Below are 17,508 nucleotides of genomic sequence, written 5' to 3' on the forward strand. Positions count from 1 at the left end.
TTGGCACGCCAACGAGCACCTTGGCGCGCGTCAGGCGAACTGAAGGCGGCCCTTGGGTTCCGGAATGGGGCGACCGAGTTCCCTGGCGGTCTCGACCCAGTGTTGAATCACCACTTGCGCATTGGCCAACGCTTCCTCATAGGAGGCGCCATCCGCCATGCAACCCGGTAGCTCCGGCACGTCGACAACGAACGCCTGATCTTCTTCGCTCCAGAATATGATGAGTTCATACTTAATCGACATCGGTTGATCCCAACTGGTACTTGATGAGGAGGTTTCGTATCTGCTTCACCTGATACGCCTTCGCGCTCTTTCCCCTGGGTTGAATATTGATGATTTCGTCCACGCCTTCTTTGGTGAAGATGTGGTGGCCGCCCCGGCAACGCTCATCGAAACCCAATCGCTGAAGCAGCTGGCACAACATGCTGAAATCGGTGTTACTATCCGACGCGCCCACGAGTATAGCAGCGCGAAGCTTCTCATACTTTCCCATGCACGCCCAATCGATTTGGCACTCCCTCGCACCCGCGCGGATGCGAGCCAATTCAAGTGTCGGATCTTCTATCTCTGCAAGTATACCATGGCGCCAACTCACCGTTGCCAAAGAAAACAGCGCACAGCTTGTCTATTTGGCGCGAGGTGGTGTGATGTCGGTTGCGGTCGTTGCCGCGGCCAGGAATGCCCGCGATCCCTTGCTGCCGGATCGCGTGGCGCGGGTGTTCGCTTGAGGTTGCTGCGGCCTCGGAATGTCCGAGGCCCCATGGGAGCCCGGATCGATAAGCTATCGTATGCATGGCATCGCCGCTGGCGGCCAAACGTGCTACAGCGCCACACCCGGCAGCCCGAGAATTCGATTGCTTGCGCGGCATGTTACAATGCCCTATGCTGTCTGTTTGCAGGGATGAATGGCCGAAGAAGGCCCTGAAGGGCTAGCGAGATGTTTGGTCTGGGATTAGTGCTTGCGCTCACGATTCTGCTTATCGTGCTGGGAGCGGAACGGTTCTCCGGTTACGTCAAACGCGGCTTCCAACTCATCCGGGATCTGCATCTGTACATCTGGGACCTGAATAAGCATGTGGATGAACTCAGGGAGCAGGCCCGTCGCAGTCTCGGGCGGCACCCCGTCTACCAACGTAACCCGGAAACTTACCTTGATCCCGTTTCGGCTTTTGTCATCTTTCTTGTGTTCCTCGCGGCGCTTCTCTTCTTCGTTCATGATTCGGGCGTGTACCCCCAAGCCTGGCTTACGCCCTTCGGCCCGGATTGAACCGGTCCGGCATCGCGCGGGATGCGGTACGCAAGCTGGTTTCAGCCCCCGGTGTGGCGCTTGAAGAAGGCCACGGCGCGGACCGAATACTTTTCGAATTCGGCGTCGTGCGCGCCGCCGGCCCGCGAGTGCGGGGTTTGGGGCCATTCGGTTTCGACGGCGTAGCCGGAGGTTCGAAGCGAGGCGGCGAATTCCTGCGCGATACCGAAGCGCGTGTCCAGTGTTCCGCACATGACGAGGAAGGGAACCCGATCGGCGCCGGGTGCGGCCCGGATTCCGGCGGCGTTGGCGACCCGCGGATCGAACAGGTCGTGGAGCCGTTCCGGGATCTTCGCGGCGTTTTCGGGCGCGGAAAGAAAGGTCACGGGGTCGGCCACGACGCCGTATTGCTCGATGAGCAGGGTCCCATCCGGCGTGGTCCACGTGCCGGCCGCGAAGGGCGCGCAGGCCCGCACCAGATCGGGGTGGGCGAGGGCGAAGCGGTGGGTGAACTGGCCGCCCATGGAGTAGCCGCACAGCAGTATCTTCTCGCGGACGTTGAACTCGGCGCGGACCTTCTCCAGCACGGCGCGAAGAAAGGCGGCCTCGCCCAGCGAGGGAAATCGGCTCACCTGTTTGTCTTCGGTAATGAATTCGGGTTGAACCACGATGGTGGGCAGCCCCGCGTCATCGGCCAGGCGGCGGACGGCGGCCGCGTAGAAATTCTCCGCCGCGTTGCCGCCACCGCCATGGACCATGACCAACGGCCAGTAGGTGGTTTCGGGGTTATAGTCCGCGGGCAGGGCGATGTAGTACGTGCGCTGGACGCCCTGGTATTCGAGTGTGCGGGGCTGGGGCGCGTTCTCCTCGGCGGAGGCCAGGCCGGAAGCGCAGGCCAGGGCGAAGACGACGGCCAGTGTGTGCAAGAGACGGGTCATTGGCAAGGGTTCTCAAGGGTTCGGCGAGCGCGTGCGAAACGGGAGGGCGCCGCTTTTCCCTGTTCGGCCACGGTCTTTCCGCGTTGTTCGCTGGTGGCTTCGATCTGTGCTGGATACGGCGGCATGCGCCCGCCGTGGTTAGTGTATCATGGGAGGCCGTAACGTCGGAGGAGAACTTGATGAATCGGATTGCACTTCAGCCAAACCGATTCGAGAGGCCTGCAGGCCGAATAACCCGTTCGGTGGCCAGCCCGCACTCGTGACTCGACGCACGGATCGCGATGGTCAGGTACGCGATTGCCGGATAAGACAGCCACCAACTGGAAGGAAGGCCGTGCGCGCGCTGTGTTCCCTAAGCGACAGCGCTTCGCATACACGCCAGTGCCCCGGGAAAAGTGCTCCCGGGATAGCTCCTGCTATTGCCCTCCCGTTTTTCGTCTTGCCAACGCCCTTCACCCGTGCTAGAGTGAAACTCGGGTATACACGTAGCCGTGGCCACGTCCGTCACACGACTGGAGGCCGGTCATGGTTCGCTTCGTTCGTTTCGCGTGTGGGGGCGTTTCGTTTCTGCTCCTCGGGGGATTGTTTCTCTGGGGGTGTCCTTGTCCCCCCACAACCGATACGACGCCGCCCTCGAACGTCCAACAAGTCGCCGCTGTTCGGGGTGATGGGGTGGTTACCCTTACCTGGGCCAACCCAACGAACAGCGATTTCCGGGGCGTTGTTGTTCGGCGCAGCGCGTCCGCGCGTCCATCAATGACGGATGCCAGCCTCACGGTGTTCGACGGCCGCGCGGAAGTGTTTGAAGACGAGGCGGTGGACAATTCGTCGACGTACTACTACGGGGCCTTCGCGCACGACGCGGTCCCGAACTATGCCTCGGGCGCGTTCGTAACCGTTCCTCCCAACACGGCTGGCGAGGGCGAGGGCGAAGGCGAAGGCGAAGGAGAGCCATCCGGGCTGGTGGAGGTTCCCGACCCGCTTTCCGGGGAAAACCCCCGCTATCCGGCTATTGCGCCGGCGGCGCCGCTTCCCGGCGCGGGCCTGCTGGACCCCGATTTCCATACGAGCCAGGTGCGCGTGACCTCCGCGGAGGCGCTCCGGCACGAGTACGCCCGTTTTGATCCGTTCAACGCGGATCAGAGTTTGATCCTCCTGCTTGAGCTCGCGGCCGGCGAGTGGCGCGTTTATCGCACACAAAGTATCCCGTATGACGACCCGGGCAATTTCTGGGGAAATATTGCCGTGGAGGAGCCGCGCTGGGACCCCGTCGTCCCGCAGCTGCTCTGGGGGATCGATGGGTTTCGCCTGGTGAATGTGCATCTGGACACGGCGGCCACAACAACGGTCAAGGACTTCGCCGCCGACCCGGCCATTGCGCCTATCCTGACGCAGCACCCGGACCTGTATCGCCTCACCATGCGCGACGAGGGCGAATCCTCCTGGGACAAGCGGTACTGGGCCTTCCTGATCCAGGGCTCGCAGGAGGACTACCGGGTTCGCTATCTCTTCACGTGGGACCGCGAGACCGACACTATTCTCGGCGTTCGCGAGCTGTCCGCGGCGGAATCGATTATCGACTGGGCCGGAATGTCGCCCCTTGGAATATGGGTTATCATCGGCGGCGATTGGGACAACGGGGGCGACTTGAACGGCCTCGTGTTGGCCAACAGGGAATTGACCCAGTTCCACCAGCTCGACTACGCAACGGCCCACGCGGACACCGGATTGGACACCGAGGGCAACGAAGTCCTGGTCATGCAGGGCGTCCGAACGGACTACGTCGATCTGCTGCCCCTGGATCTAGCGACCACCCCCATCGTAGGCGAGGAAACGGGCTACAACGGCACAAATCGAACGCCGCTTCTTCGATTGTATTATGACTCGGAGTCGGCGTCCGGGCTAAACAGCGGCGTGCATATTTCCTGCAATGCCCCGGGATACTGCGTTGTCTCCACGTACATTGAACCGGGCCTGCCGGAACAGAACTGGCTCGATCGCAAGATTGTGCTGGTGCGCCTCGACCCGGAAGCGCCGCGGGCCTGGTACCTGGCGCAGGTGTACGGCACGCGGGGAGAATACTGGGAGGAAACCCACGCCGCGATGACGAACGATGGCCGCCGCGTGATCTGGGCGACCAACTGGAACCAGCAGGTGGGAAGCGAGCGCGCCTGGCTTATGGAGTTGGTAATGCCTGCGGGCTGGAACGTGGCGCCGTGATGACCGGTGACCTGGACAATTCGCCGCGCTTATTCCGCGATCACCGCGCGAACCCGCCTCCCGGGAATCCACGACCCCCGGGAGACGGGATTGCGGGACTCGCCGGGACGGTTCCTGCCTCCCTGCCGATCCCTTCCTTACCGCAATCACAGGTGGCGCGGGGCCGCGCCAGACGCTACAATGCGGTTCGGACGCTGTCGCGAAAGGAAGTTCATCATGACAAATCGCCGCCCGCTCTCCCGTCTGTCCCTCTTCACCTTGCTTCTGTTGTTTGCCGGTTGCGTGACCACGTCCGCGCCCGCGCCAGACGCGCCAGACGCGCCGGAGGCCCCGGTTGCGGAAGCGCCCGCGCCCAAGCCCGCGGCGCTACCCGCGATGGAGGTTGGACCTGTGATAGCGGATTGGCCGCTCCTGCCCGCGCCGCGCTCGGTGGAAATGATGGGATCGATGGCGGGGATCGATCCGGCGACGGCGCTCTCGCTGGAGAGCTTCCCACCGGTGCTGGCGGCGGCGCTTAACGATGCGCTCGGGTCCTTTCCCCGGGGGCCGGGCGACGGATCGGGGCCTGCGCGGCATACATTCGCCATTGACGCAGGCGCCGTAAGCGCGCCGCAGGGCTATGTGCTTGAGATCGGCGAAGGGCCGGCCGGCGCGGTGGTCCGTGCGGTCGCGCATGATGAGCCGGGACTCTTTTACGCGGCGCAGACGCTGCGCCAGATCGCGCGGCTGTCGCAAGAAAAGGGGGCGGCGCCGCTTTGCCGGATCGTGGATTCCCCGGACTTTCCGAACCGGGGCCTCATGATCGACGTGGCGCGGGACAAGGTCCCTACGATGGAGACGCTGTACGGCCTGGTGGACTTGATGGCTTCGTGGAAGTTCAACCAGCTCCAGCTGTACACCGAGCACACCTTCGCGTATGCGGGGCACGAGGTCGTCTGGAAAGATGCGTCGCCCATCACGCCGGAGGAAGCCCGCCTGCTGGACGCGTACTGCCGGGACCGGTACGTCCAGCTTGTGCCGAACCAGAACTCCTTCGGACATATGGGGCGCTGGCTGTCGCACCCGCAATACGCGCCGCTCGCCGAAGTGCCGGGGCGCAACGACCTGAGCCCGGTCGACCCCGGATCGATCGCGCTCATCCGGGATCTGTATGGCCAGCTCCTGCCGAATTTCAGCAGCCCCTACGTGAATATAGGCTGTGACGAGACCGGGACGCTGGGCGATGGCCGCAGCAAGGCGGCGGCGGCGCGGCGCGGCAAGGGGCGGGTCTACCTCGATTTCCTGATCCAGATCCGCGAGGTGGCGGCGGCCCACGGCAAGTCAGTGCAGTTCTGGGCGGACATCATCAACAACTACCCGCCCCTGATTCCCGAACTCCCCGGGGACATGGTCGCGATGGAGTGGGGCTACGAGGCGAACCACCCGTACGCCGCCCACACGCGCCGCTTCCGGGAAAGCAGGGTCCGCTTCTACGTCGTTCCCGGGACTTCCTCGTGGAACTCCTTCCTCGGCCGGACGGATAACGCGCTGGCGAACATGCGGAACGCGGCGGAGCACGGCATCGCCAATGGCGCGGAGGGCTTCCTGCTCACCGACTGGGGCGATGGCGGCCACTGGCAATTCCAGCCGGTTTCCTACCTGCCGTTCCTCTTCGGCGCGGGTGTGAGCTGGCATTTCGAGGGGAATCGCTATATGGACGCCGCCGCGATGGCGGACCGTTACGCGTTTTTTGACGCCGCGGGCGTTACCGGGGGCGCCGCGCGGGATCTGGGCAACGCGCACCTGGCCTCCGGCATGGAGGTGGACAACCGGACCGTCTACTACCAGATCATGACGCGCTACCTGGACCGTCCCATGAACCGCTACGGGCTGGAGCGATTGACGGTGGAGAGCCTTGAGGCGACCATCGCCCGGATCGACGCGGGACTCGGCAGGCTGGAAGATGCGGACTTGCGCGGCCCGGACGCGGGGCTGATCCTGGCGGAATTCCGGACGAACGCCGCGCTGGCGAAATTTGCGTGCCGCCTGGGCATCGCCCGCATCCAGGCTGGCCGCGTTGGGACCTCGGCGCTGCCTTCTTCGGCGCGGGCGGCGCTCGCGGCGGAGCTGGAGGCTATCCTGCCCGCTTACAGGGAGTTATGGCTCGCGCGCAACCGCCCGGGCGGGCTCCAGGACAGCGCCGGACGGCTGGAAAACCTGGTTGCGATGCTGAAGCGATAGCGGGGCGCAAACCCGGGCGCGCGCCGGGCGGCGGGCATTCAAAACTTGCAGGGCAATCGCATTTAAACTTCCTGTTCGAGCCGAGCGCCATACGAACTGCCGGAAATGTAAGAAAAGGCGCGTATTGGAGTGCTGGCATTTCGCCTGCGGCGAATCCCCGACCTTGCCGGCAGAGATGCCGGCGCTCCAATACGCTCACTTTCATTGATTCAAGGATCCAAATTAACTCAAGTTTACGCCCAGATGTCGTGATCGGGCTTAAATGCGATTGCCCTGTCAAAACTTGCCCGCCGCCGGGTTTGTGTGCTATCCTTCCGCGATTTTCAACTTCACAGAGCGCTCAGGATCCGCTTGCGATTCGGGTGCCCGGGCCATGCCCGGGTTGCGGTGGGCGCTCGAGGCTTAACCCGAACGGAGAATTGAACATGGCAGTTGTATCCATGCGCCAGCTTCTGGAAGCGGGCATCCACTTTGGCCACCAGACGCGGCGGTGGCACCCGAAGATGAAGCCGTATATCTTCGGCCAGCGCAACGGCATCTACATCATCGACCTGCAGCTGACGCTCCGGCAGGTCTACAAGGCCTATGGCCTGGTGCGCGAGACGGTCGCCAACGGCGGATCGGTGCTTTTCGTGGGCACGAAGAAGCAGGCGCAGGAACCCGTGGCGACGGAGGCGCAGCGCTGCGGGCAGTATTTCGTGAACAACCGCTGGCTCGGCGGCACGCTGACGAACTTTCAGACGGTTCGCGGCAGTATCCAGGAGCTGAACAACCTTCAGGAACTGGAGTCGAGCGAGAAGATCGAGCGCTACAGCAAGAAGGAGCGCGTGATGCTCCGCAAGCGCCGCGAACGCCTGGAGAAGAACCTGCTGGGCATCCAGAAGATGCCGGGGCTCCCGAGCGTGGTCTTCATTGCGGACGCCAAGCGGGAGTACATCGCGGTGCGCGAGGCGAAGCGCCTGGGCATTCCGTGCATCGGCATTGTGGACACGAACTGCGACCCGGACGTGGTGGACCTGCCGATCCCCGGCAACGACGACGCGATTCGCGCGATCAGCCTGTTCTGCTCGGTGATCGCGGACGCCGCCATTGAAGGGAAGATGCGCCAGGAGAAGATCCGGGCGGACGAGGCCGAGAAGCGCGCGGCGCGTTCGAAGTCGGACCAGGACGACGCGGAAGATGCGGGTGAGGCGCCCGAATTGAGCGAAGCGATCGTTGCGGCCGAGCCCGCGGCCGAGGAAGCGGCCCCCGCGGCGGAAGAAGAGGCCTGAGGCCCCGCCGGGGCGCCCCCAAACCAGTCAGGAGTATTGAAGAATCATGGCAATTAGTGCGAGCGATGTAAAGTCCCTCCGGGAATCGACCGGCGCGGGCATGATGGATTGCAAAAAGGCGCTGGAGGAATCCGGCGGCAACATGGATAAGGCGGTGGCGTGGTTGCGCGAGCGCGGCATCGCCAAGGCGGCGAAGCGCGGCGACAAGGTGGCCTCCGAGGGCGCGGTGCAGTCGTACATCCACATGGGCGGCAAGGTCGGCGTGCTTGTGGAAGTGAACTGCGAGACCGACTTCGTGGCGCGCGGCGACGACTTCCAGGAACTGTGCCGGAACATCTGCCTGCAGATCTGTTCAACGGCCCCGCTGGCCGTGCGGCATGACGAGTTGAGCGCGGCCGTGGTCGCGGCGGAGAAGGATCTCTACGTCAAGCAGGCCGCCGAGACCGGCAAACCGCAGGACATCTGCGAGAAGATCGCGGAGGGCAAGCTGAAGAAGTGGTTTTCCGAGGTCTGCCTCATGGACCAGCCCTTCGTGAAGGATCCGGACAAGACGATCGACCAGATCGTGACGGAGCTGAGCGGTAAGGTGGGCGAGAAGATCACGGTCCGCCGTTTTGTGCGCTACCAGCTTGGCGAGGGCATCGAGAAGGCGGAGAGCAACTTCGCCGAGGAAGTGGCCGCCGAGCTCGAGAAGGCCAGCCAGAAGAACTAACCGGCATCCGGGCCGCCGCAATCGCGCGGCGGCCCGGCCCGCCGTTTGAACAGAGAGCGGCGCGCCCGGGCCTAAACCGGCGCGCCACCCGGGAAGGACGCACTTGGCCACGCCAGTCTACAAGCGAATCCTGCTGAAACTCAGCGGCGAAGCCCTCGAAGGGGCCTCGGGGAACGGCGGGATCGATTTTCCCACGCTGGGCGCCTTCTGCGACGAGATCAAGGAGGTGGTGGATATGGGGGTGGAGATCGGGCTGGTGGTTGGCGGCGGCAACATCTTCCGGGGGGCGCAGGGCGTTGAAACGGGCCTGGACCAGCCGACCGGAGACTATATGGGGATGCTGGCGACGGTGATCAACGCGCTGGCTATCCAGGCGTCGCTGGAGCAGCGCGGGGTTCGGACGCGGGTGATGACCGCCATCGAAATGCGCCCGATCGCCGAGCCCTATATCCGCCGCCGCGCCACGCGTCATCTCGAGAAGGGGCGGGTGGTGATTTTCGGGGCCGGCACGGGCAACCCCTTCTTCACGACGGACACGGCGGCGGCGCTGCGCGCGAACGAGATCGGCGCGGAGCTGGTGATGAAGGCGACGAAGGTGGACGGGGTCTACGACGACGATCCGGTGAAGAATCCGTCGGCGAAGAAGTATGGCGAGCTCGACTACACGACGGTGTTGACGAACAAGCTCCGCGTGATGGACGCGACGGCGATATCGCTTTGCCGGGAAAACCGGCTGCCCATCCTGGTGTTCAACTTGACGAAGCCGGGAAATGTTGTCAGAGTGTTGCGGGGCGAATCGATTGGAACGCTGGTAAAGGGAGAGTAACGGTGTCACACCCAGTACTTCAGGAAGCCACGGAGAAGATGGACAAGAGCGTGGCGGCATTCCAGCAGGAGATGAGCAGCCTGCGGACGGGCCGCGCGAACGCGGGGATGCTGGAAGTGGTGGAGGTGGAGGTGTACGGCGCGAAGATGAAGATTAACCAGCTGGGCACGGTCACGGTGCCCGACCCGCACCTTATCGTGATCGATTTGTGGGACAAGAGCCAGATGCAGACCCTCGAGAAGGCGATCATGATGTCCGGGCTCGACCTGACGCCGTCGAACGACGGGCACGTGATCCGGCTTCCGATCCCGCCGCTGAACGAAGAGCGGCGGCGCGATCTGGTGAAGGTGGCGGGGAAATATGTGGAGGAGGCGAAGGTGGCTTGCCGGAGCATCCGCCGCCACGCGATCGACACGCTGAAGAAGCTCCAGAAGGACGGCGAGATTCCCGAGGACGACGCGCACCGTCTCACGGACGCGGTCCAAAAGCTGACGGATTCGCACACCGAGAAGATCGACGCAATATTCAAGGCCAAAGAGGCCGATATCATGGAAGTCTAGGTTTGTCTTGTACCGCCGCCATCTGACGAGGTATTCCTGCCGCGGATGCGCGCGCGACCGCGCGCGCGATCGCGGCAGTTTTCTTTTTCCGCGGACCGCATCCTGGAGCGAATGAGCGCACCCATGCAGGGCATACAACTCGACAGCCGAATCGACATGGCGCGCCTCCCCCGCCACATCGCCATCATCATGGATGGGAACGGGCGCTGGGCGAGCGAGCGGGGGCTTTCGCACGTGGAGGGGCACGAGGCCGGGGCGAACAGCGTGCGGGCGGTGATCGAGACGTGCCGCAAGCTGGGGATTGACGCCTTGAGCCTGTACGCGTTCTCGACGGAGAACTGGCGGCGATCGAAGTTTGAGGTGAGCGCGCTTTTCCGCCTGCTGAGCAAGTACATCCAGCAGGAAATCGACGAGATGGACGAAAACGACATCCGCATCTGCTTCATGGGGCGCCGCGAGGGGCTTCCGGAGCGGGCGCTTTCGGACATGGACTCGTGTGTCGAGCGGACCCGCGACAACACCGCGATGACGGTGAATATCGCGCTGAACTATGGCGGGCGCGCGGAAATTGTGGACGCCACGCGGCGTATCGCGGCGGCGGTCCAGGCGGGCGAACTCCGCGCGGAAGAGATCGACGAGGCCGCCTTCGCGCGCTATCTGTATCAGCCCGATCTCAACGAAGTGGACCTGCTCATCCGCACGAGCGGCGAACTCCGCGTGAGCAACTTCATGCTGTGGCAGATGTCCTATTCGGAGATCATCATTTCCGACACGCTCTGGCCCGATTTTGACGAAGGCTGCCTGTGCGAAGCGATTGTGGCGTACCAGCACCGGCACCGGCGCTTCGGGGGGCGCCCGTAATGAAGGCGAATCAGGGCGCCACGTTGACCCGGCTGCTCACGGCGATTGTGTTGCTGCCGGCCGTTCTCGCACTTGTGTGGATCGAGGCGCTGGGGCCCGCATTTACGGTGTTCGTGGCGGCGGTGGTGGCGCTGGGCCTGGTGGAATTCTTCGCGATTGCCCGCGCGCGCCAGATTGAGACGTGGCCCAGCGGCGCGATTGTGCTCGGCGTGCTTATGGTTGCGTCCGCCTCCATCGCGGACGAGTTGCTCAACGCGGTGCTCGTGTTCGGCGTCATTGTGCTGGCGTGGGGCCAGGTGCTGCGGGGCCAGGTGGATTTGCCGGCGCTCTCGGTCACGCTGTGGGGGCTGTTTTACGTGGGCTGGCTTCCGGCGCACCTGGTGCTGCTCCACGATATCGAGGGGCCGCTCGGGGCCGGTCTCGTGACGCTGCTCATAGCGATTATCGCGCTGTCGGATACGGGCGCGTACTTTATCGGGCGGGCCTTCGGGCGCCGCAAGCTGGCGCCGACGATCAGCCCGAACAAGACGTGGGAAGGCGCGGTCGGTGGCGTTGCGGCGGCGCTTGCGGGCTCCTGCGCGGCGTGGTATATCGACGCCACATGGCCCGCCGCGCCGCTCCCGGGCTGGGCGCTGTGGGAGTATGCGGTTGCGGGTGCGCTGCTTGCGATTGCGGGGCAGATCGGCGACCTGGTGGAGTCGATGATGAAGCGCGACGCCGGGGTGAAGGATTCCGGCCGCCTCTTGCCGGGGCACGGAGGCATTCTGGACCGGTGCGACGGGTTCCTGTTCGCCGCGCCGATGTTGTATTACCTGTTGGTATGGCTGCCCGTTCGGGTTGAGGTCTAAGACGAGTATGTATGAAACGCAGTTGAGCGCCGTTCGCGAGGATATCAAGAAGCTGGAGGAGCTCCGCGCCTGCCTGAACGTGGACGACACGAACATCAAAATCGGGGCGCTGGAAGCGCGGATGTCGGAGCCGGGCTTCTGGGACAACGCGGACACGGCGCAGAAGGTGGTTCAGGAGCTGAAGGCCCTGAAGGGCATCGTCAGCGCGCCGGCGGCGCTGAAGACGGAGCTGGAGGATCTGGAGGTGCTGATCGAAATGGCCGCGGAAGAGGATGACGCGAGCCACGAGGAGGAGATCCGCGAGCAGCAAGAGGCGCTGCAGGAACGCCTCGCGCGCCTGGAACTGAGCAGCCTGTTCATGGACCCGCGCGACTCGAAGACGGTGATCCTGAGCATTCATCCGGGGGCCGGGGGCACGGAATCGTGCGACTGGGCGGAGATGCTGCTGCGCATGATGCTGCGTTTCTGTGAGCGGAACGAGTTCAACGTCGAGTTTCTGGAATACCAGGAAGGCGACGAGGCCGGGTTGAAGAGCGCGACGCTGCGCATCACCGGCGTCAACCCGTATGGGACGTTGAAGTCCGAGGCGGGCGTGCACCGGCTAGTGCGTATTTCGCCGTACGACTCGGCGGCGCGGCGGCACACCTCGTTTTCCGCGATTGAAGTGCTCACGGAGATCGACGACGAGATCAACATCGAGATCCGCGAGGAAGACGTGAAGATGGACGTGTACCGGTCCAGCGGCGCGGGCGGCCAGAAGGTCAACAAGACCAGCTCGGCCGTCCGGCTGACGCACCTTCCCTCGGGGATTGTGGTGGCGTGCCAGATCGAGCGCTCGCAGCACCAGAACCGGGCGGTGGCGATGCAGATGCTGAAGTCGAAGCTTTACGATATCGAGCAGAAGAAGCTGGAAGCCGAGCTGGATGCGCAGCGCGAGGGCCACCAGGATGTCGCCTGGGGGAGCCAGATCCGCAGCTACGTGTTGCACCCGTACCAGATGATCAAGGACCACCGGACCAACTTCGAGACCGGCAACGTGACCAAGGTGCTGGATGGCGGTTTGGAGCCCTTCATTACCGCGTACCTGCGCTGGAACCTGGAAAAGCGCAACCGAAACAACTAGCGCGGCTTCGTCGCGGGCGCGCGGCGGCCCGGGGCGAAGATGGACGACACGGCGGGATCAGGGCCATCGCCCTTGCCGAAGATACGGCGGCCACGGCCGCGAGGAGACGATGCCATGGATGAGAACAACCCGGTATTCCAGAAGCTGGAAAAGCTCTTTCAGCGGGTCAAGGAAACGATCGAAAGCGCGGACGACGAGAAGATAACGCCGGACGATCGCCGCCTTATTCACCTGCTGGAAGACAAGATGGTGGACGAGGCGATCAAGATCGCGGAGAACTCGAACATCCCCGGCCTGAAGAAGACGGTGAAGGTGATCTCGCAGACCATGGCGCGGGCGCTGGACATCGAGACGGGATCCGCGGCGCCCGCGGCGGAGCCAAGCGGGGCGGCGCAGGAGCTGCGCCAGCACCGCATCGACAAGATGGAGCGGATCCGGGCGCGGGGCGACAACCCGTTCAAGTACGCGTTTGACCGCAGCCACAACATCGGCGCGGCGCGCGCGGAATTTGAGGCGGCGGAGAAGGACGCCACCGAGGAGAACCCCGCGGAAGTCCCGGCGCGCCTGGCCGGCCGCGTCGTGGCGTTCCGCAGCCAGGGCAAGAGCTGCTTCGCGGATATCCGCGACGAGTTCGGGCGCATCCAGGTGTTTTTCGGCCTCCAGCAGGTGGGCGAGGACGTCTTCGAGACGCTGAAGGACGTCGATCTGGGCGATTTCATCGGGGTATCCGGCGCGATCAAGCGCACCCGCCGCGGCGAGGTGACAATCTTCGCCGAGCGGTACGAGATGCTCACAAAGTCGCTCCGCGCCTCGGCGGAGAAGTACCACGGGCTCAAGGACGTGGAAACGCGCTACCGCCAGCGCTACCTGGACATGGTGGCGAACCCGGAGGTGATCGACACGTTCAAGAAGCGCGTTCAGGTGGTCTCGCACATGCGGTCGTGGCTGGAGTCCCGGGGTTATCTCGAAGTGGAGACGCCCATGCTGCACCCGATCCCGGGCGGCGCGACGGCGCGGCCCTTTATCACGCACCACAACACGTATGATCGCGATCTCTACCTGCGCGTGGCGCCGGAGCTTTATCTGAAGAAGCTGATTGTGGGCGGGTTCGACAAGGTTTTCGAGATCAACCGGTGCTTTCGCAACGAGGGCGTGGACACGCGGCACAACCCCGAGTTCACCACGATGGAACTCTACGTGGCGTACCAGGATTATCTGGGATTGATGGATGAAACCGAGGAAATGCTGGCGCACATCATCGAGAAGGTGGTGGGCGACACGACGTTCACGTACCAGGGGCACACGATCAGCATCCAGCGCCCCTGGAGACGCATGACGCTCCACGACGCCATCCGCGAATACGCGGGCGTCGACCTGGAGGCCACGCGCGACCGCGATGAGGCCGCGCGCCTGGCGAAGGAAGCGGGCGTCGACGTGGACCCGACCATGGGCTACGGCAAGATTGTGGACGAGGTGATGTCGGCGAAGGTGCAGCCCCATCTGGTGCAGCCGACCTTCCTTTACGACTACCCGATCGAGCTATCGCCGCTCGCGAAGAAGAAGCGGGACAACGAGGCGCTTACGGAGCGTTTCCAGCCGTTTATCGCGTGCCTGGAGGTGGGCAACGCCTTCTCCGAGCTGAACGACCCGATCGACCAGCGGGAGCGCTTCGAGGCCCAGGTGGCCCTGCGCGAGGCCGGCGACGACGAGGCGCAGTTCCTGGACGAGGATTTCATTACGTCGCTGGAGGTTGGCATGCCGCCGACGGCGGGCCTGGGTATCGGCATCGATCGGCTGGCGATGATTGTGACGGATTCAGCCTCGATACGCGAGGTGATTTTCTTTCCGTTGTTGCGGACGGTTTAGGTTTCAGGGACTACAGGGACAGCAGGGACCTAAAGGACCTGAGGGACCTGAGGGACCTGAGTCCCGCGGGAGTAGCGCGCTATGGGTTCGCCTGATAACTTTGATTGGGGCGCGCTACTGGGCCGTGTGTTTGGATCGGCGCGCTCGGAAGAGGAGATCCTTCGGCAGCTGGCGGCTGCGGATCCCGAGATCGAGCAGGTGGTGGCGGCGGGGATGGCGGTGTATGGCGAGCTGGGCCACGGCTATGTGCCGGGGGTGTACCGCGACGCGCTGGCCATTGAGTGCGAGGAGCGGGGCATCCCCTTTGCGAGGAATGTGCCGGTCCATGTACGCTACCGGGGCCACGCGATTGACAGCGGCTTCCAGGCCGATTTCGTGTGCCACGGCGACATCCTGGCCATCGTCAAGACGGTGGATGCGCTGGACAAGCCGGATGACCTGGAATTGATTAACCACCTGAAGGCCACGGGCTACCGCCGGGGGCTGACATTGAATTTTGGTTTGCAGCGCTTCGAGTTCCGGCGAATTGTCGGGCCCGCGAAGCCCGCGCCGTGACCGGGAGTTACAGACGCCGTGCCCTTTGAACTTTTTGTGGCCCTGCGCTACCTGCGGGGCAAGCGGAAGAACCGCTTTGTTTCGCTGATCACGATCATCTCGGTGGCCGGTGTGTGCGTGGGCGTTATGGCGCTGATCGTGGTGATGAGCGTGATGACCGGCTTCGACGAGGCGCTGCGCGACACGATTATCGGGAACCGGTCGCACCTGGACCTGGGATTGCCGCGCAACCAGAGCATCCTCGACTACGAGCAGGCTATTGCGGCTATCCAGGAGGTCAGCCCGCATATCGTGGCCGCGGCGCCGGTGGTCGTGACCGAGGCGCTATTCCAGCACGGCGTGGACCTGACGACGGGCGGCATCATCCTCGGGGTTGATCCGGAATTGGAGAGCCGGGTCACGGATCTGGAGGAGAACCTCACGACGAACGACGGGCGCCTCTACGGCGTTGGCGATCTGCCCGGTGACAAGGAGATTGTGCTCGGGTACCGGCTCGCGCGGCGGCTGGGCGCCTACGTGGGGGACGATATTTTCGTGTATACCGCCAAGCCCAAGCTGTCGCCGTTCGGCCCGCGCGGCGGGTCCGGGCTTTCGCTGACGGTCAGCGGGATCTCGGAGGCGAAGATGTCGGATATCGACATGGTCTACGCCTACGTCAACCTGGCGACGGCGGCGAAGCTCACGGGGCGCAGCGGTGTCGACAGCATCCGCTGCAAGCTGACGAATCCGAACCTTGCCGACCGGGTCAAGATGGCGATCGAGGATTCCCCGCTGCCGTATTACGGGGAGACCTGGTTCGAAAGCCAGCAGGAGTTCTTTCTCGCGCTCGAACAGGAGAAGGTCGCGATGTTCATCATCCTGGCGTTCATCATCCTGGTGGCGGCCTTCAACATCACGAGCACGCTGATCATGATTGTGCTGGAGAAACAGCGAGACATCGGCATTTTGCGGACGCTCGGGGTGAGCAGCGGGTCGGTGATGGGCCTGTTCATCATCGAGGGCCTGTTGATCGGCCTCGGCGGCACCTTCGCCGGGGTAATTCTTGGCACGATCTTCGCCTACTACATCAACCCGATCGCGGAAGTGGTGGCGTGGATTCTCGACGTAGAACTCTTCAACAGCACCATTTACTACTACGACCGCATCCCGAGCAAGATCATGCCGTACGACGTGGCCTGGATCACGATCAGCGCGGTCGTGCTGAGCTTTATCTCGACCCTTTATCCCGCCTGGAGCGCCTCGCGCCTGACCCCCGTGGATGCCCTGCGCCATGAGTAACGTACTTGAGTGCCAGAAGATTCAGAAGCACTACCACGACGGCAACCGGGAGCTGAAGATTCTCACCGGCGTCGACCTGGAGGTCCGCCAGGGCGAGATCCTGGCGATCAGCGGCCCGTCGGGCGTGGGCAAGAGCACGCTGCTGCACATCATGGGCACGCTCGACCGTCCCACGGGCGGCGAGATCCTGTACCGGGGCAACCCGCTTTCCGGGATGGGCCGGGCGGAGATCAACCGGATCCGCAACGAAGAGATCGGCTTTGTTTTCCAGTTTTACCACCTGCTGCCGGAGTTTACGGCGCTGGAAAACGTGATGATGCCGGCGATCTGCAAGGGCGCGCCGCGCAAGGCCGCCACCCCGCGCGCCCAGGAGCTGCTGGAGACGGTCGGGCTCGGGGAGCGGATGACGCACAAGCCGGGCCAGCTGAGCGGCGGCGAGCAGCAGCGCGTGGCCATAGCGCGGGCGCTTTTCAACAACCCCGGCGTGGTGCTGAGCGACGAGCCGACCGGCAACCTCGACGAGCACACGGGCGGCAGCATCATCGACCTGCTGTGGAAACTCAACGAGGAGCACGGGGTCACGCTGGTGGTGGTGACGCACGACGACAACCTGGCCGCGCGCGCGCACCGCTGGGTGTTCGTGCACGACGGCGTGGCGTCGGTCCGCAAGTAGTCCGCGCTTCGTTTGCGCGCCCGGTTTCCAAGGGCCTACAATACGCGGGGCGGCCATGCCCGCGCGCGAAATCCGGCCCGCCGCCTCCGTTTGGTAATTCTTTAGCCGTCTGAAGTAGTCACCCTCGTCGCACCTAACGGTGGCGGCTCTCGGTGAACGAACACCGTCATCCCCACGAAAGGGGCTGTCGGTTTAACTGGTGCGGATGGCTCAAAACCTACAAGTTTGTGCTACTGTCTTACAGCGTCATTCCCGCGAACGCGGGAATCCAGTGGAATTCGGAGGTATGTTCGTTCGCGTCGCTGGATCCC

17 protein-coding genes are annotated in these 17,508 nt (G+C 63.9%); 14 read left to right on the forward strand and 3 right to left on the reverse strand.

Features of this window, described 5'->3' with window-relative positions; translation table 11 throughout:
• Window positions 1-30: 30 nt before the first annotated feature.
• Together KF886_10915 and KF886_10920 are read right to left on the reverse strand one after the other, a co-directional pair.
• Complete coding sequence (locus KF886_10915; protein MBX3177863.1) at window positions 31-243, reverse strand: type II toxin-antitoxin system HicB family antitoxin; 213 nt, start codon at window positions 241-243, stop codon at window positions 31-33.
• Window positions 233-493: a type II toxin-antitoxin system HicA family toxin gene (locus KF886_10920; GenBank protein ID MBX3177864.1), complete on the reverse strand. Its 261-nt coding sequence runs from the start codon at window positions 491-493 to the stop codon at window positions 233-235. The genes KF886_10915 and KF886_10920 overlap by 11 nt, the downstream gene beginning before the upstream one ends.
• Before the next feature lie 444 nt (window positions 494-937).
• On the opposite strand from KF886_10920, the gene KF886_10925 reads away from it, so the two are divergent.
• On the forward strand, window positions 938-1,267 hold the full coding sequence (locus KF886_10925) for a hypothetical protein (protein MBX3177865.1): 330 nt from the start codon (window positions 938-940) through the stop codon (window positions 1,265-1,267).
• Window positions 1,268-1,308: 41 nt separating this feature from the next.
• On the opposite strand, the gene KF886_10930 is transcribed toward KF886_10925, so the two are convergent.
• Window positions 1,309-2,184, reverse strand: a complete 876-nt coding sequence (locus KF886_10930) for an alpha/beta hydrolase (protein ID MBX3177866.1) — start codon at window positions 2,182-2,184, stop codon at window positions 1,309-1,311.
• A 756-nt stretch (window positions 2,185-2,940) separates the two neighbouring features.
• On the opposite strand from KF886_10930, the gene KF886_10935 reads away from it, so the two are divergent.
• The 13 genes from KF886_10935 to KF886_10995 all read left to right on the forward strand — a co-directional run bounded on the left by KF886_10935 (window position 2,941) and on the right by KF886_10995 (window position 17,197).
• Window positions 2,941-4,404, forward strand: a complete 1,464-nt coding sequence (locus KF886_10935) for a hypothetical protein (protein ID MBX3177867.1) — start codon at window positions 2,941-2,943, stop codon at window positions 4,402-4,404.
• 216 nt (window positions 4,405-4,620) lie between these two features.
• Window positions 4,621-6,624: a family 20 glycosylhydrolase gene (locus KF886_10940; protein MBX3177868.1), complete on the forward strand. Its 2,004-nt coding sequence runs from the start codon at window positions 4,621-4,623 to the stop codon at window positions 6,622-6,624.
• Window positions 6,625-7,049: 425 nt separating this feature from the next.
• Complete coding sequence (gene rpsB / locus KF886_10945) at window positions 7,050-7,895, forward strand: 30S ribosomal protein S2 (protein MBX3177869.1); 846 nt, start codon at window positions 7,050-7,052, stop codon at window positions 7,893-7,895.
• Between the two features lie 46 nt (window positions 7,896-7,941).
• The gene (tsf, locus tag KF886_10950) at window positions 7,942-8,607 is read left to right on the forward strand and encodes a translation elongation factor Ts (protein MBX3177870.1); all 666 of its coding nucleotides are present in this window, start codon (window positions 7,942-7,944) and stop codon (window positions 8,605-8,607) included.
• A 103-nt stretch (window positions 8,608-8,710) separates the two neighbouring features.
• A complete protein-coding gene (gene pyrH, locus KF886_10955; protein ID MBX3177871.1) occupies window positions 8,711-9,433 on the forward strand; it encodes a UMP kinase in 723 nt (240 codons plus the stop codon).
• A gap of 2 nt (window positions 9,434-9,435) precedes the next feature.
• The gene (gene frr, locus KF886_10960; protein ID MBX3177872.1) at window positions 9,436-9,993 is read left to right on the forward strand and encodes a ribosome recycling factor; all 558 of its coding nucleotides are present in this window, start codon (window positions 9,436-9,438) and stop codon (window positions 9,991-9,993) included.
• A 123-nt stretch (window positions 9,994-10,116) separates the two neighbouring features.
• On the forward strand, window positions 10,117-10,854 hold the full coding sequence (locus KF886_10965) for an isoprenyl transferase (GenBank protein ID MBX3177873.1): 738 nt from the start codon (window positions 10,117-10,119) through the stop codon (window positions 10,852-10,854).
• Complete coding sequence (locus KF886_10970; GenBank protein MBX3177874.1) at window positions 10,854-11,702, forward strand: phosphatidate cytidylyltransferase; 849 nt, start codon at window positions 10,854-10,856, stop codon at window positions 11,700-11,702. The genes KF886_10965 and KF886_10970 overlap by 1 nt, the downstream gene beginning before the upstream one ends.
• Before the next feature lie 7 nt (window positions 11,703-11,709).
• Window positions 11,710-12,825, forward strand: coding sequence for a peptide chain release factor 2 (gene prfB, locus KF886_10975; GenBank protein ID MBX3177875.1), 1,116 nt, complete (start codon window positions 11,710-11,712; stop codon window positions 12,823-12,825).
• A 327-nt stretch (window positions 12,826-13,152) separates the two neighbouring features.
• Window positions 13,153-14,691 carry a lysine--tRNA ligase gene (lysS, locus tag KF886_10980; GenBank protein ID MBX3177876.1) on the forward strand — a complete coding sequence of 513 codons (1,539 nt, stop codon included), beginning with the start codon at window positions 13,153-13,155 and terminating at the stop codon, window positions 14,689-14,691.
• An 81-nt stretch (window positions 14,692-14,772) separates the two neighbouring features.
• Window positions 14,773-15,246: a GxxExxY protein gene (locus KF886_10985; protein ID MBX3177877.1), complete on the forward strand. Its 474-nt coding sequence runs from the start codon at window positions 14,773-14,775 to the stop codon at window positions 15,244-15,246.
• An 18-nt stretch (window positions 15,247-15,264) separates the two neighbouring features.
• On the forward strand, window positions 15,265-16,524 hold the full coding sequence (locus KF886_10990) for a lipoprotein-releasing ABC transporter permease subunit (GenBank protein ID MBX3177878.1): 1,260 nt from the start codon (window positions 15,265-15,267) through the stop codon (window positions 16,522-16,524).
• Complete coding sequence (locus KF886_10995) at window positions 16,517-17,197, forward strand: ABC transporter ATP-binding protein (protein ID MBX3177879.1); 681 nt, start codon at window positions 16,517-16,519, stop codon at window positions 17,195-17,197. The genes KF886_10990 and KF886_10995 overlap by 8 nt, the downstream gene beginning before the upstream one ends.
• The last annotated feature ends 311 nt before the right edge of the window (window positions 17,198-17,508 follow it).

The organism is Candidatus Hydrogenedentota bacterium (assembly GCA_019637335.1).
GTDB lineage: Bacteria > Hydrogenedentota > Hydrogenedentia > Hydrogenedentales > JAEUWI01 > JAEUWI01.